Consider the following 23389-nt stretch of genomic DNA (forward strand, 5'->3'; position numbering starts at 1 on the left):
CGCAACAGAATCACGAAATGAACCGAAGGTTTGAAATCATCGTTGTCGGCGGTGGCCACGCCGGGGCGGAGGCGGCCTGGGCGGCGGCGCGGATGGGCGTGCCGACGCTGATGGTCACGATGGACCGCGCGGCGATCGGGCGGATGAGCTGCAATCCGGCGATCGGCGGGATCGGCAAGGGGCAGATGGTCCGCGAGATCGACGCGCTCGGCGGGCTGATGGGTTTGGCAACAGACCGGGCGGGGATTCAGTTTCGGATGCTCAATCGCCGCAAGGGGCCGGCGGTCTGGGCGCCGCGGGCACAGTGCGATCGCGATCTTTATGCGGCGGCAGTGCGGGATCTGCTGGAAGAGTCGCCGAATCTGACGATCACGGAGGGCGTCGTTGAGACGATCGAAACTCGTAGGGTGGGCCATGCCCACCACTCCGAAGTCGAGTCGGTGCGCCTTAAGGACGGCCGAATAGTCCCCTGCTCCTGCGTTATTGTCACAACCGGCACCTTTCTCCGCGCGCTCATGCATTGCGGCGAGGCGAAGACTGAGGGAGGGCGGATCGGCGAGGGCAGCGCCGTCGGATTGAGCGCGACATTGGCGTCGCTCGGGCTGGAGCTTGGTCGCCTCAAGACCGGCACGCCTCCGCGGTTACACAAAGATTCCATTGATTATGACCGGCTGGAGATTCAGGCGGCGGATGAGGTGCCCGCGCCGTTTTCGTTCATGAACGAGCGAATCCCGCAGCGACAGATAAACTGCTGGATCACCTGGACGAATCCCGCATCGCACGAATTGATCCGGGCGAATCTGCACCGCGCGCCGATGTACAGCGGGCAGATTACATCGACAGGCCCGCGCTATTGTCCGAGCATCGAGGACAAGGTCGTGCGTTTCGCGGACAAGGACAAGCACCAGATTTTTCTGGAGCCGGAGGGCTACGACAGCGAACGAATTTACTGCAACGGGATCAGCACGTCGCTGCCGCCGGACGTGCAGGAGCCCATGCTGCATGCCATCCCCGGTCTGGAGAAGGCCCGAGTATTGCAGTGGGGCTACGCCGTGGAGTACGACTACGTTCCGCCGCACCAGACGCAGCCGACGCTGGATACGAAGCGGATCGGTGGTCTGTACCTCGCCGGGCAGATCAACGGCACCAGCGGTTATGAGGAGGCGGCAGGGCAGGGGGTCATCGCGGGGATTAACGCCGCGTGCAGCGTGCTGGGGCGCGATCCAGTCGTGCTGGGGCGCGACCAGAGCTACATCGCCGTCATGATCGACGATCTGGTGACAAAGGGAACGATCGAGCCCTATCGGATGTTTACGTCACGGGCGGAGTATCGGCTGCTGTTGCGGAGCGACAACGCCGACGCACGACTCACGCCGATCGGCCGGGACGTCGGTCTGGTCGATGACGCCCGGTGGCGGCGGTTTACGCAAAAGCAGGAGGCGATCCGCCGGCTCGGCGAGTGGTCGCGCACGCAGCGGCACAATGGGCAGTCGATGGCCGAGTGGCTTGCGCGGACGGACCTGGAAGGCGAATCGACGATCGACTGGAGTCAGTGGCGCGGCGCGCTTCCGGCGGAAATGGCCGTTTACGGAGAGGCGTTGCTGGACGAATCACTGACGGCCATGCGAATCGAGGCCAAATACGGCGGCTACATTCGCCGGCAGGAGCGGGAGGTGGAGAAACACCGCCGCGCGGAATCTCGGCGCATCCCCGAGGATTTTGATTACTCGTCGATTGCTCAGCTTCGCCACGAGGCGCGCGAGAAGCTGACCCGCGTGGCCCCACGCTCGATCGGTCAGGCGCAGCGGATCAGCGGCATCAGCCCGGCGGATATCGCGGTGGTACTGCTATATTTGGAAGGCCGGCGGCGAGCGCACGAATAATCACGATTCGCCGTTTCCTGCCCGATTCAACACTTCCCAATCCGGTTCCGTCCACGACAGCACTCGACCGTCTGACGGATCGAACTTCACCATGCCTTCGACGGCCTGGCCTTTGTCGGAAACGGTTTCATAGACATACGCCCACTGTTCGGAATTCTCCGTCCGTTGCAGGCGGAGCGGCTCGCCGAGCGTGTGCCGAACGTCCTTGCGCGTCATTCGCGTCGTCAATTTGCGCCATTGCGCCAGGAGCGGCGTCAGCCGCGTGGCGGAACAAAGGAGCACCTCGTCGGCCGCGTTCGGCCCGCCACTCGGCGGCAACGATTGCCCGCATCGGGCACAAAATCTTGCCGCCGCCGCACTCTCCAGGCCGCAGGAGCCGCATCGCGTCAGGGGTTGTACGTCAGTTCTCATGACTTTCGCTCTACCAGAGCGCCACGAATCTCTTCGCGGATTCGCAGCGCTTCGGGGTTGGCCTTCTGTTCCTTCAAGATACCATCCCCGTTGCTCAACCGTTCGGACAGCATCATTCCGAGCAGCGCTTCCAACGCATTGCCGGTCCCGCCGCCGTTTTGGCCGCCCATCATGATCTTCGGCACGAGGTCGATCTTCGACTGTTGCACGGCCTCGGCGAAACGGGACATTACTTCCTTGGTCAACTGGAACTGCGGGCCGCCGTACGCGCGGACCTGTTCCTCGATGGCGATCGCCGTGGCGATGCCGATGCGGGCAGCCTTCTCGGCCTCCGCCTCAGCCAGGGCGCGAATCTGGGCCGCCTGTTGCAGCGACCGCTGGTAGTCGGCCTTACCCTGGTTGCTCTGCACGGTGATGGAGACCTCGCTTTCGGTCAGGTTCTGCTGCTGCTTGGCACGGGCCTCGGCCTCGCGCAGTTCGCGCTCCTTGACCGCAGCTTTTTCCTGGCGGGCATACGTCTCGATTTGCTCTTCGGCGATCTGCCGCGTGCGAAGCTGCGTAAGAATGTTCTCGATCTTGTTGTCGCCTTCGGAGGAACCGGGCGTTCCGATCAAGACTTCTTCCAGTTCGAGATTGTAATGGGCAAATTTCTCGGCCATTTCCTCGCCGGCGAGTTTTTGGATCATCGCGCGGTCCTGGATGAGCTGGATGATCGTCCGCGTCTGGGCCGTGTTCTTGAAATAGGCGGAGACCATCGGGTCGAGGGTCTGCTCGACGAGGCGCTTGACGTCCCCGAAGCGCTGAATGACGAGCGGCGCCTTGCGATAGTCGATGTGCACGACGACAGACAGCGGCAGCGTCGGCTCGAATGCGTCCTTGGTGATGAGCGACACTTCGGTAAGGTTTTCATCGTACTTGTGCATCCCGCTTTCGTTGCGAATCCATTTCAGGATGAAATTCGTCGTCGGGACCATGATGATCTTGCCGGCACAGGTGTTGAAGGCGTACTTGCCGGGCAGGAGGGCGACGTTCCATACGCCGCGCTGGCCCTGTTTGACCAGTTCGCCGTGCTTGTACTCAGTACCAGAGAGGTCCGCGCCGATCTCGCCGGTGTAGGACACGACGACGCCGACCTGCCCGACCTCGACGACCGTCTTGGGAATCATCTCGATCGTCGCGAAGAGGCGGTTGAGGTAGTAGGTACCTTCGACCAGCACCTGAAGTTGCCGGCCGCGGCGGCCGCCCGCCCGAAGAAACCGTTCGGGGTCCTGAAAGCTATTGTGGAAGAGGTCTTTGTTCGCCGGGTCGCCTCCGACGATCGGAGCGATGATCTCTCCGTCGGCCAATCCGGGGCCGTCGTGAATCGTCACGATGCCCAAGAGGTCGTCGGAGCCCTTGATGACCAGGGGTTCAAAGCCGTCACGCTCGTCGATCAGCTCCGCCATTCGTTTGAATTTGATATCGTCGTCGTCCTCCAAGGGGAGGTAATAGACCTGTTCCTCGGTGATGACGACGAATTGGGCGAGGTTAATGGCGTAGGTTCCTTCGCGGAGGATCTTGCGCTGGGGTCCGCGTTGGCCGCCGTTCGTCAGGAAATGACGCACGTCCTCGAAAGTGCTCGCCTCCATGTTTGAGGCCAGGGCCTGCATCGGCTGCAATGCGGTGCCGTCGCGGGCGAAGACGTAGCCGACCTTTCCCTGCGGAATTGTTACGAGCGGAATGCTGTGGACCTTGAATTGCAGGGGCGTCAGAACGTGCAGACCGCCGCGCAGGACGTCCGGCTGAAAGCCCGCCTCGCCGTGGAGGGCGATCAAGCCGTGGGGCACGGAGCCCTTGCGGCTCCAGCGCTTCTCGACGATGCCGACACGCTTATTGGGGATGTAGCGAATGCCGGCCAGGATCAGGATGACAAATGCCGCGATCGCGGCGGCGATGACGTAGCCCATCAACGATACTGATGCAATTGATGTAAACATGTTTTGACCTCCCGTTATTCGGTTACTCTATGGCAAGTCGCGCGATCCGGCGATGGGATCGAGCGCGGTCTTCTTACGGAATGCCGCTCTCTTGCACAGAAAATATTCCGGCTGTGCAGATTGTTTGCTGTTAAGGAGGAGACATTGACGGCTCCAGCGTACGCCTACGGGGTTAGCTGACGGGCTCGCGAGCGCTGAATCCGCGTCCACCGAATCCGGTGAATTCGCCCCTGCGACATCGCAACAAAGCGACGGCGCGTTTGGTTCCCCCGCTGCTGCCCATCAACCGGGCAACACTCGGCAGATTCAAATATACCACAGGAACGAACGGCGGCAATTATAAAGAGAATCCGTTGCTATAAGGCTGTTCAGTCGAGGGTTAGGACGGCGACTGTTCTCTTGCACAGTTTTTGCGTGTTGTCAGGCACTGGCGGGACCGGCCGACGCGCCGGGCTCGGTCATCGCCCGCGGGTTGAGGAGTTTGTCGAGGTCGCCGGCGGGGAGCACCTTTTCATCCAGCGCGATCTGCCGCACGGTCTTGCCCGTCTCGTACGCCTTCTTCGCCAGGGCCGCCGCCTTATCGTAGCCGATGACCGGGGCAAGCGACGTACACATCGCCAGGCTTTGCTCCACGAGGGCCTCGGCCCGTTCGACGTCGGCCTCGATGCCCGCGACGCAGCGGTCGGCGAAGACCCGCGCGGCGTTGGAGAGGATCCGCGTCGCTTCGAGGAAGTGGTGGATCATGACGGGCATGCCGACGTGGAGGTCGAAGTTGCCGAGCAGGACGGCGGCCTGATTGATCGTCGCGTCCGCGCCGATAGCGTGCGCGGCCGACTGCATGACCATCTCGCACATGACAGGATTCACCTTGCCCGGCATGATGGAGCTGCCGGGCTGGGTAGCGGGGAGCCTGACCTCGCCGATGCCGCAGCGCGGTCCGGAGCCGAGGTGGCGAATGTCGTTGGCGACCTTGATGAGGCTGACGGCGATCGTGCGGAGGAAGCCCGAGGCCTCGACGAAGCCATCCTTGGCATGCTGGGCCTCGAAGTGGTTGGCGGCCTCGACGAACTCGATTCCGGTCTTCCTGGAGAGCAGGGCAGCGACCTCGCGGCCGAAGTCTTTGTGCGTGTTGATGCCGGTGCCGACGGCCGTGCCGCCGATGGCGAGTTCGCGGAGGGCGGCGATCGCCTTTTTGGCGCGCTGTGCTGACTGGCGCATCTGCGCCGCGTAGCCGGAGAACTCCTGACCGAGGCGGATCGGCGTCGCGTCCTGCAAGTGCGTTCGGCCGATCTTGACGATCTTGTCGAAGGCCCTGGTCTTTTCTTCGAGCTTACCCGCCAAGTGTTCGAGCGCGGGGATCAATTCTTCCTTGAGGGCCATCGCCGCCGAGACGTGCATCGCCGTGGGGATCACATCGTTGGAGCTTTGCGACTGATTGACGTGGTCGTTGGGATGGATCAATTCCTTTGAGCCGATCTGACCGCCGGCGATCTGGGCCGCGCGGTTGGCGATCACTTCGTTGGCGTTCATGTTTGTGGAGGTGCCCGAGCCGGTCTGGAAGACGTCGACGACGAAGTGCTCGTCGAGCTTGCCGTCGATGACTTCCGCCGCCGCCCTGGCGATCAGGTCGGTCTTATCCTTCGGGACGGCGCCGAGCCTGGCGTTGACCTCGGCGGCGCAGAGTTTGATCAGCCCCATCGCCTTGATGAAGCGGCGGCCGAGGCGGTAGCCGGAGATGGGGAAGTTCTCGACTGCCCGCTGCGTGGAGGCGCCCCAGAGGGCATGCGCGGGCACGGTCATCGGTCCCATGGAGTCTTTTTCGATGCGAGTCTCTTGTGGCATGTTAAGTCCCATATGCGTTGTCTCGCTTTGCCGTCACAAGCCAAGTGTCGCGCGGAGGGCCCCGTCAATGACCTTCATATCGTCTATTCGTCCAATTGCGCGGTCGATTTCACTGTTGAGCACGGTCGCAAGATTGTCGGCAACGATGACCGAGTCGGTAAGCAATCCGGCCTGCCGCCCGATTGGCGATCCCATTTGAACCACAATTCTACTCGGAGGGCCGGCGCGGTGCAGGTTGCTGGTGATCATTGCGACGATTGTTTGGGGAAGTCCCGTATGCAGTTGATCGGATTGAACGATCAGGGCAGGTCGGCGCTTGACTGTGCGGAGATTGGAGTCAGGAAACAAGACCAAGACGACTTCGCCGCGGCTATAAGGCATCGTAGACGTCCATGTCCCCCCGGTCCCAATCGTCGACGAAGGCACCAAGCCGCCGGCGCAGATCGGCGGCCTGTTCCGGTGTCAATCCACGGGACGCCAACTCCGCCGATTTGCCATTCTCCGGGAAGCTCACGACCACGGGCGTTTCCGCCGTGGTGGGGGCCGGCTCCAGCAACTCGACCTTGCCGTTGCGATAGACTCCAGGAACTAGTCGATCCATCTCGTGAATCCTCTTGAGGGACGCCGAATCGTCCTCGTGACCTTCTCTCTATTATAACAGCGGAGGGACGCTGACGGCCACCACAGTTGTTATGAGGCGTTGGAATCCGCCGCTGCCCTGAGTACTTCCGCCAACTGACCGGCGTGGACCTGGTCGTTCGATTGGAACCAGAATGTCAATTCCGCGCGGTCGCTTCCCCGTCTGCCGAATTCCTGTTGCATGCCGAGATGCTCGACCTGCGTCGGCGTGAACCGGCCGGGCGGCACTTGCAGATCGACGCGGAGGGCCTCGCCCTGGTGGGTGATGATGCGGCCGATCCGCTTATTATTATTCGTGGCGAGTTCAACGAAGACTTTGCCCGCATCCCAGTTGACCTTGAGCTTGGGCAGGGCCTTGGCCGCGCGGCCGAGGAACGCGATCAATTCCAGCGGGCGCCACAGTTTGTTCTGTGTCAGGGGGATTGATTTCTGCGACAGATGCCACGCCTTGGCGTCGGTTTTCCAAGGCGTCGCCTTCGATTCATCCCTGGCCAAGTTCGCTACACGGTGGAGATAGTTGACGAGGGCCCTGGCGAGGAATTCGCGGAATGCCGGCGTGGAAATTTCCTTCTTGTCGTGGACGAGGATGCGGACTTGATCCATGCCCTGCTGCGCCGGACGGATGCTCACGCGGGCACGTTGGCCGTAGGCCTCGATGTCGTCGCGGTCGTCAAGCGTCTTGAGCGCGAGCCTGGACGCCAGCGTCTTCTCCGAGAACGTGCCATTCGGCACCCGGAAGATGACGTCGAGAAGCCAGCGGCCGCCGGTCAGGAAATGAGCCAGCCACGGTGTGGCGCTTTGAGCGAGACCGGGCGGCGCTTTCGCAGTGATTTCCACGCGGGCGCGGTCGTTCCAGTCCGTCGGCAGAAGTCGGGCGCTGCCATTCCGCTCAAGGTAATCGACGATGAAAGTGAGCGCGGCACCTTCCCACTCGACGGGTTTACCGTCGCGGCTCAGGCGGTCTTTTGTATGCCAGCGCAGGCCGTCGCGCTGCCAGGGCATCTTGATGGGCTCGTCCGCCACAAGGGGGGACGCTACAGCTGGAAGGGGGGACGCTACTGAGGCCTGGGCCAGCGCTGCGGCGGCCGCTTTCTTCGGGTCAAACACCGTGCGCGCCTGATGCGGCCCCGCCTTGAGGATCGGGCCGAGCAAGCGGCCGGTATGCGAGGCGGCGACTTTGGCGATGTCTTCGGGTGTTCCCTCAGCGACGATCCGGCCGCCCTCTTCGCCCGCCTCCGGGCCGAGATCGATCACCCAATCCGCGGTTTTGATGACATCGAAGTTGTGCTCGATGCAGATGACGGTGTTGCCGAGGTCGACGAGGCGGTGCAGGACGTCGAGGAGCTTGCGCAGGTCGTCGAAGTGCAGGCCCGTCGTCGGCTCGTCGAGGATGTAGATCGTCTTACCCGTCGAGGGGCGGCCCAGTTCCGCGGCGAGTTTCAGGCGCTGCGCCTCGCCGCCGGAGAGCGTGGGGGCGCTTTGACCGAGCGGGAGGTAACCGAGGCCGACGTCGTCGAGCGTTTGCAAAAGCCGCCGGACCTTCGGCACGTTGATGAAATGCGCGAGCGCCTCGCTGACCGGCATCTCCAGGATTTCGGCGATGTTCTTGCCCTTGTAACGCACGTCGAGCGTCTCGCGCTGATAGCGCTTGCCGCCGCAGGTTTCGCACGGCACCCACACATCCGGTAGGAAGTGCATCTCGTAGCAGACTTGCCCCAGCCCCTCGCAGTCGTCGCAGCGGCCGCCGGGACGGTTGAAGCTGAAGCGGTTGACGGTGTAGCCGCGAATCTTGCTGTCGGGCAGTTTGGCGAAGACCTCGCGGACCAGATCGAAGACGCCGCTGTAGGTCGCCGGGCTGGAGAGCGGAGAGTTGCCAATGGGCTGCTGATCGACGTTGATGACCTTGTCGACGAAGTCGAGACCGCGGATTTCGTCGTACGCGCCGGGCGTGAGTCGCGCGCGGTGGATGCGGGCGGCAAGGGCGGGATAGAGAATCTCCGTAATCAGCGACGATTTGCCGGAGCCGGAGACGCCGGTGACACAGACGAAGCGGCTGAGAGGGAAGGCGGCGTCGATGCCTTGGAGGTTGTTCTGGCGTGCGCCGTGGACCACGAGTTGCCGCTCTTCAGCGTTCGCTGCCGCTTTCCGTCGGTTGGTCGGCACGGGGATGGCTGTTTTGCCGGAGAGATATTGCCCTGTCAGCGATTCGCTTTTCTTCTGGACCTGTTTTGGCGCGCCCTCGGCGACGACGTGGCCGCCATGGGCCCCCGCGCCGGGGCCGAAGTCGATCAGGTGGTCCGCCGAACCGATCACCTCTCGATCGTGCTCGACCATCAAGAGCGTATTCCCCAAGTCGCGAAGGCGATGGAGCGCGGCGATGAGGCGGTCGTTGTCGCGCGGGTGGAGGCCAATCGTCGGCTCGTCGAGGACATAGAGCACGCCGGTCAGGCCGCTGCCGATCTGCGAGGCGAGGCGTATGCGCTGCGACTCGCCGCCGGAAAGCGTGGGCGCGGCCCGGCCGAGGGAGAGGTAGCCGAGGCCGACGTCGAGAAGAAAGCGCAGGCGGGAGCGGATTTCGTGGAGGAGTTCGCCGGCGATCTTCGATTGTCGCCGGCCAAGTTTGAGGTTGGCGAAGTACTCCGCCGCGTCCGCTAGTGAAGCGGCGCAGATATCCGTGATGGTGCGGCCGGAAAGTCGCGCAGCAGCGGGTTCCGGTCGAATCCGCGCCCCGCCACAGGTCTGGCAGGGCACATCGGTCACCATTTCTTCCATTCCGTAGCGATATTGCCAGGAGATTCGCGTAGCTTCGTCGATGGCGGGGAAGAAGCCTTTCCATTGGAAGCGGAGCTGGCTTGGCGTAACCGCGCGTGAATTCTTGCGCCGCGCGGCTAATGGCGCGGCACTTGGCACGCCCTTGCGGGCGTGGTTCTGATCGGTGCGGCCCTGCTCTGCAACATCGATCCAGCGTTCCCCGAGGCCCCACAAAAGCGCGTGGCGGTGCGTGGCCGTCAACTTCGCAACGGGCGTATCAGCGTCGAAGCCGATTGAGTTGGCGAGGGCGACCAACATCGCACGGAGGAGCGGTCGTTTGTCTACGGCGTCCCAACCCGCGATCGCGCCCGACAGGATCGACTCACCGGGTTTGACGATGACGGCCTGGTCGCTGGTGCCGCGCTGGACGCCCAGTCCTTCGCAACGCGAACACCAGCCGAGACGGGAGTTGAAACTGAAATGGTGCGGCGTCAGTTCGTCGTAGCTGGTGCCGCACTTTTCGCAGGAGAGGTGTTGCGAGAACCGCAGTTCTTGTTTTCGCGTGCCGTCGCTCTCGCCCGCGACGACCATGACGCCCTGGCCCAGCGCCAGGCAATGCTCCACCGATTCCGCAATGCGGCCGCGCGACTTGGCGCTTACGACAATGCGATCGACGACGAGTTCGACGGTATGGCGCCGTTTGGCGTCGATTCGCGCATTATCAGTCAGCTCGACGATCTCCCCGTCGATGCGGGCGCGGATGTAGCCCTGCGACTTGCTTCGAGCGAGCAGCGCGGGCCAGGTTTCGCCCTGTGCAGGCTCCACAGGGGCGCAGAGCGACCAGCGCGAGCCTTCGCCCGTCGCCATGACGCGGTCCACGATTTCGTCGCTGGTCTGCGTGCCGATCCGCAGATTGCACTTCGGGCAATGGGGCTCGCCGACGCGCGCCCAGAGGACGCGCATGTAGTCGTAGATCTCGGTGACCGTGCCGACCGTCGAGCGCGGGCTCTTGCTGGCCGCCTGCTGCTCGATGGCGATGGCGGGCGAAAGGCCGTGAACGTGATCGACCTTGGGCTTCTGCAACTGGCCGAGGAACTGGCGGGCGTATGCCGAGAGGGACTCGACGTAGCGGCGCTGGCCTTCGGTATAGACGGTGTCGATGGCGAAGCTCGTCTTGCCGCTGCCGGAGACGCCGGAGCAGACGGTCATGGCGCCGCGCGGAATGGAGACGGTGATGTCCTTCAGGTTGTGTTCTTTTGCGCCGACGACGGTGATAGCAGGAATGTCGAATGGCGAAGAGCGAATAGCGAAATGCTGCGACCGCTTCCGTTTTTCGCTATTCGCTATTCGCCATTCGCTATTGCGCTTTTTTTTGACTTTGCCCGACCCATTTCCGAGCACCGCGCGGAGGGACTGCCCCGTGTAGGAATTGTCGCACGCCGCGACTTGTTCCGGCGTGCCTTCCGCGACGATGTATCCGCCCGCTTCGCCACCTTCGGGGCCGAGGTCGATGATCCAGTCGGCGGTCTTGATGACGTCGAGGTTGTGTTCGACGACGAGGACGGTGTTGCCGACGTCGACGAAGCCGTGCAGGACCGCGAGCAGGCGGCGGATGTCCTCGAAGTGCAGGCCGGTGGTGGGCTCGTCGAGGAGGTAAAGCGTGCGGCCGGTCGAGCGTTTCACCAATTCGCGGGCGAGTTTGATCCGCTGCGCCTCTCCGCCGGAGAGTGTCGTGCTGGATTGGCCGAGCTTGAGGTAGTCGAGCCCCACGTCGTGCAGCGTCGCGAGCATCGTGCGAACCTTCGGGATCGGCTCGAAGTGCGCGAGGGCCTGCTGCACGTCCATTTCGAGCACGTCGTGGATGCTATTGCCCTTGTAGAGGATTTGCAGCGTCTCGCGGTTGAAGCGCTTGCCCTGACAGACGGGGCATTGCACCCAGACGTCGGCGAGGAAATCCATCTCCACGCGATTCGCGCCATTGCCCTCGCAGGCCTCGCAGCGACCGCCTGCCTTTTCGCCGCTGGGGACGTTGAAGGAGAAGCGACCGGGGGCATAGCCGCGGACCTTGCTGTCCGGCAGCTTGGCGTAGAGGTCGCGAATCTCGTCGAAGAGCTTGATGTAGGTCGCGGGGTTGCTCCGCGGCGTGCGGCCGATGGGCGACTGGTCGATGTCGATGACTTTGTCGAGATGCTCGGTCCCGTCGATGCGGTCGTGCGCGCCGGGCTGCGCGATCTCGGCTTCGTTCAACTCTACGACGAGTTTTTCGCGAAGGATGTCGTTGACGAGCGAACTCTTGCCGCTGCCCGAGACGCCGGTGATGCAGACGAAGCGGCCGAGGGGGATGGAGACATCGATGTTCTTGAGGTTGTTGTGGCGCGCGCCGAGGACAGTGAGCCAATCCTGACGGGGCACTTTCAGTGAAGTTGGGGCTACGATTGAAGCACGGACCATCGGCGTCAGATTCCAGCGTCTCGTTTGAGTAACTCCAAGTCCTTGCGTAAGCCAAGCTGGTCGGCCCATTGATGCAAATATGGCCAATCGAGGCGCACGTTCTGAAACCGCACAACTGCCAGCGCGTTGTCCCACTGCTTCTGCGATTCCGTCTCCATCCTCCAAAGGAGCTTCATCAAGATCGCGTCCTCCGGCGAGACGGTCCAAAAAGCCTTGTTTTCTCCGTATGTGATTTTTTTCCGCCGGGCAAGAACACCTCCGAGATAACCGCCGGGCGGCAGAAATGACAGATCGATCTTAAGGCCCGTCTTGTTGTCGACCAGATTAATCATGGAATGCTCTGCCGCCGCCGCGCGAACGGCAACGTCATCCCGATAGTACCGAGGCGGAAGCAAGTTCAGAAAACGATCGAGCACGACAGGCGATACTTGCAAACATAAATCAACATCCCAGCTTGCGTACGGTTCTGAATAAACAGCGCTTGCCACCGAACCCGTGATTGCATACGTAGCATTCGCCTGCTCAAGCAGATCGCACACGGACTCAATCAATTCGAAAAGCTCACTCATTGAATCTCGCCTCGATTGGCCCTTTGGGCTGCAATGATGAAATCCGTGAGCTGGCCCACTCGCTCCAGGCGGATTCGCACGCTCGTTGCCTTCGCCATGTCCCGCTGCACTCGACGGTCCCGTTGTGCCGGACTCTCGTTCTGCAGGAGATCGCTCGTCATTCGATCCAGGCGAGCTAGACGATCCGAGATACCCTGTTCAACAGTGGATGCGTTCATTTTCGATTCCGGTTTCGCTCGTTGGTCCTCGAAATCGGCCGACGTTGCTTTGGTATCTCAATGGACTTGTGGCCTGCAAGGTACTGTCCAGTGAGTGACGCTTGGGACTTCATAATATCCGCGAAATCGCCTGCGGCGACGATCTCCCCGCCGCGGACGCCGGGGCCGGGGCCGAAGTCGACGATGTGGTCCGCGGCGCGCATGGTCGCCTCGTCGTGCTCGACGACGATGACGGTGTTGCCCATGTCGCGGAGGGCCAGGAGGCTTTCCAGGAGCTTTTCGTTGTCGCGGGCGTGCAGGCCAATGGACGGCTCGTCCAAAACGTAAAGGACACCCACGAGGCCGGCGCCGATCTGGCCGGCGAGGCGGATGCGCTGCAACTCGCCGCCGGAGAGCGTGGGGGCGGTGCGGTCGAGCGTCAGGTATTCCAGGCCGACCTTGAGAAGGAAATCGATTCGCGTCCGCAGTTCCTTCAGCACTTCCTCGGCGACGATCTGCTGAACGGGTGTCAGTTTCAATTTCGCCAGCGTCGTTTGGGCGTCGGCGATGGACATCGCGCAGAGTTCGCAGATGTTCGGGCCAGGCGCGCGGCCATCCACCGGCAAGCGCACGCCCAGTGCCGCCGGGTTCAATCTTGCACCGCGGCACTCTGGGCAATCGCCCCGGCGCATGAACTTCTCGTAATACTCGCGGACGAAGTTCGCCTTCGCCTTGCGATATTTGTCGCGCAATTCCTCGATGACGCCCGCGAACGGCCCCCCGTGCTTCCACACGCCGCCGGACCAGCGCCATTCGTACGTGATGTGGCGGTCGCCGGTGCCGTACAAGAGCGCCGCCCGCGCTTTTTCCGGGAGTTCTTTCCATGGCTTGCGGATGTCGAAGCCGACGGTGCGGGCCACGGCGTCATAGATGTGCCGCCTCCAGCGACCGACCTTGGTCCGCATCGGTGCGACGCACGGCGCGTAGAACGGCAGTGACGGGTCGGGGATGAGCAGGTCGGGGTCGAAGTCCATCAACTCGCCCAGACCGTCGCATTTCAGGCACATGCCCTGGGGCGAGTTGAAAGAGAAGAGCTGCGGCGTCGGCGGTTCGAAGGAGATCGAGCAATTCGTGCAGGCGTATTTCGAGGAGAAGACTTTTTCGCCCGCGGTTCGCTTCCTCGGCTCACCGCTCAGGTCCGGCGAGATGATCAGTGTGCCCTCGCCTACGCGAAGTGCGCCTTCGACCGCTTCCGCCAGCCGTGAACGCACATTGGGGTCGACGATGAGCCGATCGATCACCACCTCGATGTCGTGCCGCTGGTTTTTGACAAGGGCGAGGTCCTGCCGGAGTTCGACGATTTCGCCGTCCACGCGGGCGCGCACATATCCGGCGCGCATGAGATCGTCGAAGAGGTCGCGGAACTCGCCTTTCTGCCCGCGCGCGACGGGGGCGAGGACCAAAACTCGAGAGCCACTCGGCGCTCCCTTACGGTTGCGGCTCTGAGCGACGAACGCGGCGAGGATACCCGCGACGATTTGCTCGCGGGACTGCGCCGAGATCGGCCGGCCGCACTTTGTACAATGCTGGGTACCAATCCGCGCGTAGAGCACGCGCAAAAAATCGTAGATCGCCGTGACCGTGCCGACGGTCGAGCGGGGGTTCCAGCCGGTCGATTTCTGCTCGATGGCGATGGAGGGGGAGAGCCCCGTGATCATGTCGCAATCGGGCTTTTCGAGCTGGCCCATGAACTGCCGCGCGTAAGACGAGAGCGATTCGATGTAGCGGCGCTGCCCCTCGGCGTAGAGCGTGTCGAAGGCCAGCGAACTCTTGCCGCTGCCGGAGACGCCGGTGAAGACGATCAGCTTGTTCCTCGGCAGCGAGAGCGAGACCGAACGCAGGTTGTGAGCCCGCGCCCCCTTGATTTCGATTGTCGTGGGTTCCATTCTGTTTCCCGACCGCCCCCCGGGCGAAAGGGGGATTTTATACGAATAAACCCGTCCGCGGCGGGTGTTGGGATGCCCCTCCCGGTTTGACGAACCCGACGGCGGCCAATTATCATGGGGTCCGGTTCCGGATCAGTTGTCCATCGCGTTGCAGGGCGGGTTTTCGCCCGCCGCCTGCGGTATTGGCACGGAGAATTCACATGGCGCGCTTGTACAAAAACATCGTGGAGACCGTCGGTCGGACCCCGCTCGTCCGAATCAACCGCATCATCCAGTCCAAGGCGGAGGTCTATGGCAAGCTCGAGTTTTTCAACCCGCTGTCGAGCGTGAAGGATCGCATCGGCATGTCGATGATCGAGGCGGCCGAGTCGGCCGGGCTGATCAACAAGAATACGGAGATCATCGAGCCGACGAGCGGGAATACGGGGATCGCCCTGGCGTTCGTCTGCGCGGCCAAGGGATACAAGCTGACGCTGACCATGCCGGAGTCGATGAGCCTGGAGCGTCGCGGTCTGCTCAAGGCGCTGGGGGCGAAGCTGGTGCTGACGCCCGCGACGGAGGGGATGCCCGGGGCGATCCGCAAGGCGAAGGAACTCGTTGAGCAGACACCGGGGTCGTTCATGCCGCAGCAGTTCGACAACCCGGCGAATCCAAAGATCCATCGCGAGACGACGGCCGTGGAGATCTGGGAGGACACCGACGGCAAGGCGGATATCCTGATTTCCGGAATCGGCACCGGCGGGACGATCACCGGCGTTGGCGAGGTCATCAAGGCGAAGAAGCCGAGCTTCAAGGTCATCGCCGTCGAGCCGGAGGAATCGCCGGTGCTGACGCAGACGAAGGAAGGTCAACCGCTCAAACCCGGTAAGCACATGATTCAGGGCATCGGCGCGGGATTCGTACCGTCGATCCTGAACACGAAGGTCTACGACGAGATCATCCGCGTGAACTCGACCGACGCGATGGCCTGGGGCCGCCGCGCGGCGAAGGAGGAGGGGCTGCTCGTGGGCATTTCGTCCGGGGCGGCGCTGTGCGTCGCGAACCAAGTCGCCCAGCGGCCGGACAGCGCGGGGAAGATGATCATTGTGATTATTCCGTCGTCAGGCGAGCGGTATCTCAGCTCGGCGATGTTTGCGGAAGGATAAAGAGGGAAGTTGGAATGGTCGCCTCGGCGACTAAACTTTGGAACGCGGACTTGCAAGAGCCGCGTCGGGGAAAGAAACGAAAGGTTTGGATAAACACGAATGACTGTCATAAAGGCGACGAACATTGTCTGGCACGAAGGGCACGTATCGCGCGAGGGGCGCGAAAAGCTGCTCAAACAAAAGGGCTGCACCATCTGGTTGACGGGGCTGCCTTCGAGCGGCAAAAGCACGATCGGGTTTTCGCTGGAGCACGCGCTGATCCAGCAGGGGCGGCTGGCCTATGTCCTCGACGGGGACAACATCCGTCACGGCCTGAACAAGAACCTGGGCTTTTCGGCGGAAGATCGCGCGGAGAACATCCGCCGCATCGGCGAGGTCGCCAAGCTCTTCGCCGACGCGGGCGTCGTCACGATCACGTCGTTTGTGAGCCCCTATCGCGCCGACCGCGACATCGTGCGCAAGCTGCACGACGACGCGAAGGTCCCGTTCGTCGAGGTCTTCATCGACACGCCAGTCGATGAGTGCGAGAAGCGCGACCCCAAGGGGCTGTACAAGAAGGCCAAGGCCGGGGAGATCAAGAACTTCACGGGCATTTCCGACCCCTACGAAGCGCCGCTCAAGCCGGAAATGGTGCTGAAGACCGCCGAGTGCAAGCTGGAAGAGTGTGTGGCGAAGCTGGCGGAGTATCTTGAAACGAGCGGAGTTCTGACGCCGTAAGGGCCGCCGACGTTAGTCGGCCAGCAGCGTACTTACAAAATACGAGAGGTCGCCAGCATCGAGACTTCCGTCGCGATCGGCGTCTCCCGCGCAAATTCCGGCGGATGAAGGGTTGGCCGCGAAGGCTTGCTGGACGAATACTCGAATATCTCGGCCGTCGATTACTCCATCGTCGTTGACGTCCCCATTTGGGTCGTTTTCGCACACCGTCAAGTGTGCCGACTGGCTGATCACCGACGCGCATTCATTGTTTGTCTCTAGGTCATAATCCCCTTCGTCGAGCGCGCTGACCGATTGAATAGTCAGGAGCGGCGTGTTCGTCCCATAGATGCGTGCGTCGTCCGAAAGGGGGACGCCGTCCTTTCGCCAGCGATACGTCAGATCCTGACCGCTCGTGGCGGATCCCGTAAAGAGGACTCGGCTACCGACTGGAGCGCTTCGATCAAGCGGTTCCTCATACCACGCCGGTGCTTCGTACTGCGGGTCCCAGCGGGCAATTCGGCCGGAGGATAGGCCACCGGCGGTCGTGAAGCCACCGCCCACGTAGAGTGCAGGAGGAATCGGGCCGTCACCATCATCATCGAATGGCAATACGGCGTACGCCAATCCGTCTAAACCTGAGCCAAGAGCAGTCCAAGCGGCGCCATCCCACTTTGCAATTCTGTTCGCGGCCCGCCCGCCCGCACCCGAGAATTGGCCCCCGGCATAGAGCACGGGAGGGTTCGGGCCATCATCATCCTGATCAAAGACGGCAAGAGCATACACTTCCCCATTAGCGCCCGCTCCGAGGGGTGACCATTCAAGGCCATCCCACTGGGCAATGTTGGCAGCCGAAATACCGCCTATGCCAGTAAATTGACCGGCAACGATCAGTCTCTGAACGGTGGGTCCGATGCCATCAGGGTCGAAAACTATCATGGCCCGGATATGAGGCGACGATCCGGTTGGGGCGGCACCAAGTGCAGACCAGCGTGTTCCATCCCACTTTGCAAAGCATCGAAAATACTCCAGATCTGGCTCGCCGTCTCCGTCTTCGTCGGGTCCTTCCTGATAAACGGAGAAGTCCCCTCCTACAAAAAGGGCCGGCCGCAAGGGGCCGGATCCGTCTTCATCGAAGACGCATAGCGCGTCAATCTCTGGCGACACATGTGACACTGATGTAAGCGAGTCGCCATCCCATTTCGCAAAACGCAAGGACGAAGAAAAACAGGCGATATACAATGCCTCTCGGTTCGGCCCATTCGCATCGTCATCGAATACGCACAGTGCGGTAACCCCCGTTATCGTATTATCCACTGTGGACCAGGTGTTTCCATCCCACCTTGCCAGGATTGTCGGATCACCGACGAAGAGCGATGTCGGCGCGGGCCCCGGACCGTCCTCGTCAAATCCCGCCATGGCATTTATCCAAATCGTGCTAAACGGTCCCGGCATGCCCTCCCAACAGCGTCCGTCCCAGCGGGCAACTTGCCCTGGCTCGGATCCGGCCAGAGAAAAGCGGCCAGCCGCGTAGAGCGACGGGGGTGCGGGACCGTCCCCGTCAGCATCCAGAGTAATCAGCGATTTCACGAATTCATTCATACTGGCACGTAATGGCTCCCAGGTCGGACCATTCAATCGGGCGACCGGTCCGAAATTATATTGGTCTTGGGTGAAGCTCCCGCCCAAATAAGGTCTCAGCTCGGAATGGCAGTAGGGATCCTTAAACTCCGCCCATGCAAACCCCTCGCGGAGCCGGGAAGGACTTCCAATCGATAACCAATTCAGTCCATCCCATTCAGCCACGTGCCATGCATTCAGCCCGCCTGCGTCAGAGAATGATCCAGTGACATAGAGGGTCGCCGGATCTGGACCCACTCCATCGGCGTCAAATGACAACATCGCATTGACACGACCGCTGGTGCCCGTTCCAACTCCGGACCAGGCGGTGCCGTTCCATTTGGCGATATGACTCAATGAACCGGAATTGAACTCCCCGCCGGCATAAAGTTCCGGTCGATGCGGCCCCACGCCATCGTCGTCGTGGACCGTCAAGCAATACACCCACGAGGTTAACCCGCTGCCGACTGCCGACCAAGCAGTGCCGTCCCAGCGGGCGATCTTTGTCGCTGGAACGGAGCCAGCCATGTGAAAACTACCGCCTGCAAAAAGCCGGGGCGGTACGGGGCCATCGCCATCCTCATCATGCGTCGCCAAGGCCCGCACGGTGTCGCCGACACCGCCCCCCAGACTCTCCCAGTTGCCCGCGAAGTATTTCGCGACACGTAGAGTGGGCTCGCCGTCAACCACGGTAAACGATCCTCCAACAAACAGCGCCGGTTTGTTAGGTCCGTCGCCGTCGTCGTCGAATATCTCGAGGGCATAGACGAAGCCCTCTGGGCCGTTCCCCAGGGGAGCCCAAGACTCGCCGTCCCATTGGGCGAGGTACTTGATATTCGTGCCCCCGGCTGATAAGAACCCTCCTCCGACAACGAGTTTGGCGCGGCCCGGACCCTCACCGTCTTCGTCATATACCTTAAGGCAATAGACCGCTTGAAAGAGTGTCACCGAGATTCCACCGCCGACAGGTGACCATTTTCTGCCATCCCATCGTGCGATTCCGCTCGCGCTTACGCCTCCCATGTTCGTGAACGACCCGCCAGCAAACAGCATGGGGGGAAGAGGACCGGTTCCATCCTCATCAAACACGGCCATGGCGCGAACTTCACCGCCGCTCACGATGGAAAACCCAAACTGATCCGACCACGGCGGAGGACATTCAGCTTGAAGAGCGTCGGAGAATACAAATACGATGACGCCAATGATGAATGCGCGTTGTGATATTGATTTGCGATGGGTATCGACTTCCAAATATGATCGGCGCTTGTTCATGGATGACGCAAGAAATCCGGCCCAAGGGCGATTGTAACAACTCGTCATCTCAGCGACAAGGCATAACGGCAGCGATCCAGGCGATCGCCTCGGCCAAAGGGATGTACTGGGCCCGCTCGGACTCGAACCGAGAACCAGGAGATTATGAGTCCCCTGCTCTAACCATTGAGCTACGGGCCCCGTGCTTTAATCGGCTAGAGGTTATAGCAGGCGACCGTTCGCGGAAAGCGATCTTGTAAACTAAGCTTCGGCAAGTCGGTCCGCGTTCGTGCTGCCACCGCCATCCATCTGCGGAGTACAAACTGAGGCAAGGGAGCATGGCGGCATGGCGACCCTCCAACAGGTACACCCGATCTCGCACCGACCGGCGGAGGAGTTCGACCTTTTCTGCCCTGCTTGTGCCTACAACCTTTACGGCATTCCGGCACGACGATGCCCGGAATGCGGGTTCCGCTACGATCGCCCGGCCCTGCTCGATTTCGTCGAAAGCGAGTTTGCCGCACAGCACCAGGCCCGTGCGGCGGCGCTGGTACGCGGCGGCTATGCGATTTCATTGGCACTGTCCGCCGTGTGCTGGAAACTGCATGTCCCGCCGATCGCGATCTTCATCGCCGTGATGTTGGGACTGTGCGTGGCGGGGATGATTCGGAAGGCCTGCGCGTTTGCCAACGATCGGTCGTGGCTCGAAGATGCCTGGTGGCTCCTGTTCCGCACTGTCTTGCTGATAGGGCCGGCGATGGTCGTGACACTTTTGCCGACGGTCGGGACCTTTATCGCCTTGGTCCTGACGGGTGACACCATTCGGCTGGTATGGTTTAACTCGCCACCGCTACCCGTGTTGTTGGAGAGCCTACCCTCCCCCGCTCAGCGGACACTTCGACGCTACCAGACTGCGAGCCTGTTCGTGTGGATAGCAGTAGTGGGAATGCTGGTCGCGCCCTACTTGTGACCTAAGAGTGCTTCCAAGAAGTCGGGGCAATCCGACGACGCCGCAGGTCGCGATCGCGCCCGTCGCCAAACGCGCCCGCGCTCAGGACTTGGGGTGATTTCGGAAGAATTCCCAGATCGTGTCCGTCGCGGAAATTTCCGTGCTCGGCGGGTCGGCGCCGGCAAACGGCTGGAGACTGCCCGGCCAGGCGTGGCCCTGGTCGACAATGGTGTAGAGCACGACCTCCGCAAATGTCCCTTGGCGGGCGAAGTGATTTTGGATGACATTGCCGCTGGTCGTCGTGACCGGGGTTGCTGCTGTTTGATTCGCGCTTACCCAGAATTGCACGGCGTCGTCCACCGCCAGATCGATTCGCCCGTCGGCGACCGGCGATTGACTCGGGCCGCCCTCGTACAGCACGCTCATGTCCGCGGTGCCGTGAAAGATGATGACTGAGACCGGCCCGCCGGGCGTGGCGGGCATGACGACGGGTGAATTGGCGTCCACCGGGCCGCCGATGGCGCCGGCGACCGGCGCAATCGCCGCAAAGAGGTCGGCGGCCTCCGCGCCGAGACGGTGGGCGAGCATGGCCCCATTGGACATTCCCGTTGCGAAGACCATCCGCGAATCGATGGGGAGGATGGTCCTGAGCCCGGCGACCAATGCCCGGATGAATTCCACGTCGTTCACGTTATTGCGCAGGGCAAATCCGCAGCAGTGCGTCGCGTGCCAAGTCTGTACGGTCCCGAGGCCGTCAGGAAAGATGGCGTAGAAGCCTTCCGCGTCGGCCTTGGCGGGCCAGTGGTAGTCGCGGGCCGCATTGACCGCACTGCCGAAACCGCCGTGCAACATGATGACCAGGGGCAGGGGCGTTTGCCCATCGTGCCGTGGGGGAACATGCAGGATGAAGGTTCGGTCGACGTCCTCAAAGGGTAGAACACCGTTGTAATCACCCGCGTGGATGGTGGATGGTTGCACATCGGCCGCGGGGTCCGCGGGATCGAAGAGTTGGGGAGAGGGCAGCGGCGGATTGCACGCGGCGGACAGCATTCCGATTGAGGCAGCGACTGCCTGAAGCAATATCCTTCTTGCTGTACGTGGGAATTGTTGAGCCTGCGTTCGCATACGGCCAAACTCCACTGGGCCCTAATGGATCAACGCTTATCCACCTGGAATCATGCCAGCCTTCAATTCGTCGGTCATTAGGTATTCGTCACTTTCACATAAACGCAGGCCGGCAGTTTGCCAATACCAGAGATGATTGGGAGACCTACTCGCGTTCCGCGCGAGGATGCCGCGTCGGAGGCGCCATTCGATTTTGTAGGAAGACTGAAGAAGGAATCTTAGAGGTTAAGGGGAAAAAAGAGCGGGGCCCGCGCTGGAGTGGACCCGGGCTCGTTGGTCACGTCCAAGAGAGGGCCCCGCGTTAGTCGTAGTAATTGAAAAAGACGATCCAAACCCCCAGGCAAGCGTGGACTATGCAGTCCTTCACCCCCCCGGGTGGCAATTACTGTGCCGTCAGCCATGGCGAATTGGAATCGGAGGCAGGCCACATTTCCATAAAGCCATTAATTACCTATATTTACGCTCAATGGCCAAGTCCCTAAGATTACCCCGAAAAAATTGTTACCAAGGCATTTCGGTAAATGTTACCCAGTAATTGCCCAAGACATCCCCCAATTTTCTTCTCGGATTAGTGAAGTTACCGGTCGTGAGTATTATCGGGCACCTTAACGGCATGAACGACGTCGGGGGTGAGGGCGCTTAATGATTCGATAACCTTGTCGGCATGGTCCAGTCGCTCGGCGGGGTGCGAGCCGGTCAGGGCGATGCAGGACATGCCCGCGCGGTGCGCGGCCTCGATCCCTGATGGCGCGTCTTCGATGACGATGCAGCGCGACGGCTCGAGGTGCATTCGCTCGGCCGCAAGTTGAAAGACTTGCGGATCGGGCTTGCCGCGCTGCACGTCTCGACCGGTTACGATTCCGCTGAGGTAGGGATGCAATCCCATCTCCGCGCAGACGAGTTCGATATTCTCCCGCGGTCCGGAGGAGCCGACGGCGATGCGCATGCCGGCCGAATGCAGGCGGCGCACGGCATCGTGCGCGCCGGGCATGACAGGGACATGGCCGCGAATGAGATCGCGGTAGATCGCCTCCTTGCGATCGTCGAGGCGTCTGATTTCGTCGGGCGTCTTGGGGCCGAGCACCGCGGAGATGATATCGGCGCTGGTGCGGCCGAAGACGGCGGTGAAGCGTTCGTCAGGGATGTCGCCCGCGCCGATCTCCCGCGCAAGGCGTTGCCAGCTTTCGAGGTGCGCGGCCCCGCTATCGACCAGCACGCCGTCCATGTCGAAGATGATTCCAATGGGGGGCATGGTTTGTGGCACCCGCCGCGGCGCGTACGGACACAGGCTAAGAGCCTGTGCCGCAAAGATAGAAGCCGGAATCTACGCGGCGTGGGCGGCCTTGGCACCGCGGGCCATTTCGACGAGGGAGTCGAACGCGGCCGAGTCATGTATCGCGATCTCGCTGAGCATCTTGCGGTTCAGATCCACGCTGGCCTGCTTGAGACCGGCGATGAAGCGGCTGTAGGAGATGTCGCGGGCGCGGCAGGCGGCGGTAATCCGCGTGATCCACAGCGAGCGGAAGTCTCGCTTGCGGGCGCGGCGGTCGCGATAGGCATAGACACCGGCGCGGGTAACCGTGTCGCGGGCGGACTTGAGCAGCTTGCTCCGCGCGCCGTAGTAGCCCTTGGCCGCCTTGAGGATGCGGTTGACCTTCTTTTTATGTGCGACGTGTCCCTTGGTGCGTGGCATGGTGGTGCTCCTACGCCTGCAAAGCGCGAATGATCCTCTTCGCCAGCGGCGGGTTGTTGAGGGTCGCCCGACCGCGCAGCTTCTGTTTGCGATTGCCCGACTTGCCGCTCATCAGGTGACCGGCGTTGCCTTGCTTGTATTTGACCTTGCCGTTTGCCGTGACGCGGACGCGCTTGGCGAGGCCTTTGTGGCGTTTCATTTTCGGCATAGCGGGTGCTCCAGTAGATGTTTTCAGCGCCACATGG

General features: G+C 61.9%; 18 protein-coding genes, 1 tRNA gene and 1 riboswitch. Of the genes, 4 read left to right on the forward strand and 15 right to left on the reverse strand.

Annotated elements, in window-relative coordinates; genetic code table 11:
- Positions 1-17 precede the first annotated feature (17 nt).
- The gene (mnmG, locus tag VJZ71_20965) at positions 18-1883 is read left to right on the forward strand and encodes a tRNA uridine-5-carboxymethylaminomethyl(34) synthesis enzyme MnmG (protein HKQ50556.1); all 1866 of its coding nucleotides are present in this window, start codon (positions 18-20) and stop codon (positions 1881-1883) included.
- Here the strand turns inward: mnmG and bamE are convergent, their stop codons facing one another.
- From bamE to uvrA (VJZ71_21010), 9 genes are all read right to left on the reverse strand, one after another.
- A complete protein-coding gene (gene bamE, locus VJZ71_20970) occupies positions 1884-2294 on the reverse strand; it encodes an outer membrane protein assembly factor BamE (protein ID HKQ50557.1) in 411 nt (136 codons plus the stop codon).
- A complete protein-coding gene (locus VJZ71_20975; GenBank protein ID HKQ50558.1) occupies positions 2291-4240 on the reverse strand; it encodes an SPFH domain-containing protein in 1950 nt (649 codons plus the stop codon). Before VJZ71_20975 ends, bamE begins: the two co-directional genes overlap by 4 nt.
- Positions 4241-4416: 176 nt before the next feature.
- Positions 4417-4583: riboswitch (cyclic di-AMP (ydaO/yuaA leader) on the reverse strand.
- Between the two features lie 107 nt (positions 4584-4690).
- Positions 4691-6112 carry a class II fumarate hydratase gene (locus VJZ71_20980; GenBank protein HKQ50559.1) on the reverse strand — a complete coding sequence of 474 codons (1422 nt, stop codon included), beginning with the start codon at positions 6110-6112 and terminating at the stop codon, positions 4691-4693.
- Positions 6113-6145: 33 nt separating this feature from the next.
- Positions 6146-6493: a type II toxin-antitoxin system PemK/MazF family toxin gene (locus tag VJZ71_20985; GenBank protein HKQ50560.1), complete on the reverse strand. Its 348-nt coding sequence runs from the start codon at positions 6491-6493 to the stop codon at positions 6146-6148.
- A complete protein-coding gene (locus VJZ71_20990) occupies positions 6483-6713 on the reverse strand; it encodes a hypothetical protein (protein HKQ50561.1) in 231 nt (76 codons plus the stop codon). The genes VJZ71_20985 and VJZ71_20990 overlap by 11 nt, the downstream gene beginning before the upstream one ends.
- Positions 6714-6802: 89 nt before the next feature.
- A complete protein-coding gene (gene uvrA, locus VJZ71_20995) occupies positions 6803-11953 on the reverse strand; it encodes an excinuclease ABC subunit UvrA (GenBank protein ID HKQ50562.1) in 5151 nt (1716 codons plus the stop codon).
- A gap of 5 nt (positions 11954-11958) precedes the next feature.
- Positions 11959-12522, reverse strand: coding sequence for a hypothetical protein (locus VJZ71_21000; protein HKQ50563.1), 564 nt, complete (start codon positions 12520-12522; stop codon positions 11959-11961).
- On the reverse strand, positions 12519-12740 hold the full coding sequence (locus tag VJZ71_21005; GenBank protein HKQ50564.1) for a hypothetical protein: 222 nt from the start codon (positions 12738-12740) through the stop codon (positions 12519-12521). Before VJZ71_21005 ends, VJZ71_21000 begins: the two co-directional genes overlap by 4 nt.
- A complete protein-coding gene (uvrA, locus tag VJZ71_21010; GenBank protein HKQ50565.1) occupies positions 12737-14665 on the reverse strand; it encodes an excinuclease ABC subunit UvrA in 1929 nt (642 codons plus the stop codon). The genes VJZ71_21005 and uvrA (VJZ71_21010) overlap by 4 nt, the downstream gene beginning before the upstream one ends.
- A gap of 200 nt (positions 14666-14865) precedes the next feature.
- Between uvrA (VJZ71_21010) and cysK the strand changes: the two genes are divergently transcribed.
- Positions 14866-15810: a cysteine synthase A gene (gene cysK / locus VJZ71_21015; protein ID HKQ50566.1), complete on the forward strand. Its 945-nt coding sequence runs from the start codon at positions 14866-14868 to the stop codon at positions 15808-15810.
- Between the two features lie 99 nt (positions 15811-15909).
- A complete protein-coding gene (gene cysC, locus VJZ71_21020; GenBank protein ID HKQ50567.1) occupies positions 15910-16527 on the forward strand; it encodes an adenylyl-sulfate kinase in 618 nt (205 codons plus the stop codon).
- A gap of 12 nt (positions 16528-16539) precedes the next feature.
- On the opposite strand, the gene VJZ71_21025 is transcribed toward cysC, so the two are convergent.
- Both VJZ71_21025 and VJZ71_21030 read right to left on the reverse strand, forming a co-directional pair.
- Positions 16540-19398, reverse strand: a complete 2859-nt coding sequence (locus VJZ71_21025; protein ID HKQ50568.1) for a dockerin type I domain-containing protein — start codon at positions 19396-19398, stop codon at positions 16540-16542.
- A 107-nt stretch (positions 19399-19505) separates the two neighbouring features.
- Positions 19506-19578: transfer RNA gene (locus tag VJZ71_21030), tRNA-Ile, on the reverse strand.
- A 145-nt stretch (positions 19579-19723) separates the two neighbouring features.
- On the opposite strand from VJZ71_21030, the gene VJZ71_21035 reads away from it, so the two are divergent.
- Positions 19724-20347, forward strand: coding sequence for a hypothetical protein (locus VJZ71_21035; GenBank protein ID HKQ50569.1), 624 nt, complete (start codon positions 19724-19726; stop codon positions 20345-20347).
- 81 nt (positions 20348-20428) lie between these two features.
- On the opposite strand, the gene VJZ71_21040 is transcribed toward VJZ71_21035, so the two are convergent.
- The 4 genes from VJZ71_21040 to rpmI form a co-directional block, all read right to left on the reverse strand.
- The gene (locus VJZ71_21040) at positions 20429-21451 is read right to left on the reverse strand and encodes a PHB depolymerase family esterase (GenBank protein ID HKQ50570.1); all 1023 of its coding nucleotides are present in this window, start codon (positions 21449-21451) and stop codon (positions 20429-20431) included.
- A gap of 577 nt (positions 21452-22028) precedes the next feature.
- Positions 22029-22703, reverse strand: coding sequence for an HAD family phosphatase (locus tag VJZ71_21045; GenBank protein HKQ50571.1), 675 nt, complete (start codon positions 22701-22703; stop codon positions 22029-22031).
- Between the two features lie 72 nt (positions 22704-22775).
- The gene (gene rplT / locus VJZ71_21050) at positions 22776-23144 is read right to left on the reverse strand and encodes a 50S ribosomal protein L20 (protein HKQ50572.1); all 369 of its coding nucleotides are present in this window, start codon (positions 23142-23144) and stop codon (positions 22776-22778) included.
- Positions 23145-23154: 10 nt separating this feature from the next.
- A complete protein-coding gene (gene rpmI, locus VJZ71_21055) occupies positions 23155-23352 on the reverse strand; it encodes a 50S ribosomal protein L35 (GenBank protein ID HKQ50573.1) in 198 nt (65 codons plus the stop codon).
- Positions 23353-23389 lie beyond the last annotated feature (37 nt).

This window comes from Phycisphaerae bacterium, from assembly GCA_035275405.1.
In the GTDB taxonomy this organism is placed as follows: domain Bacteria; phylum Planctomycetota; class Phycisphaerae; order UBA1845; family UTPLA1; genus DATEMU01.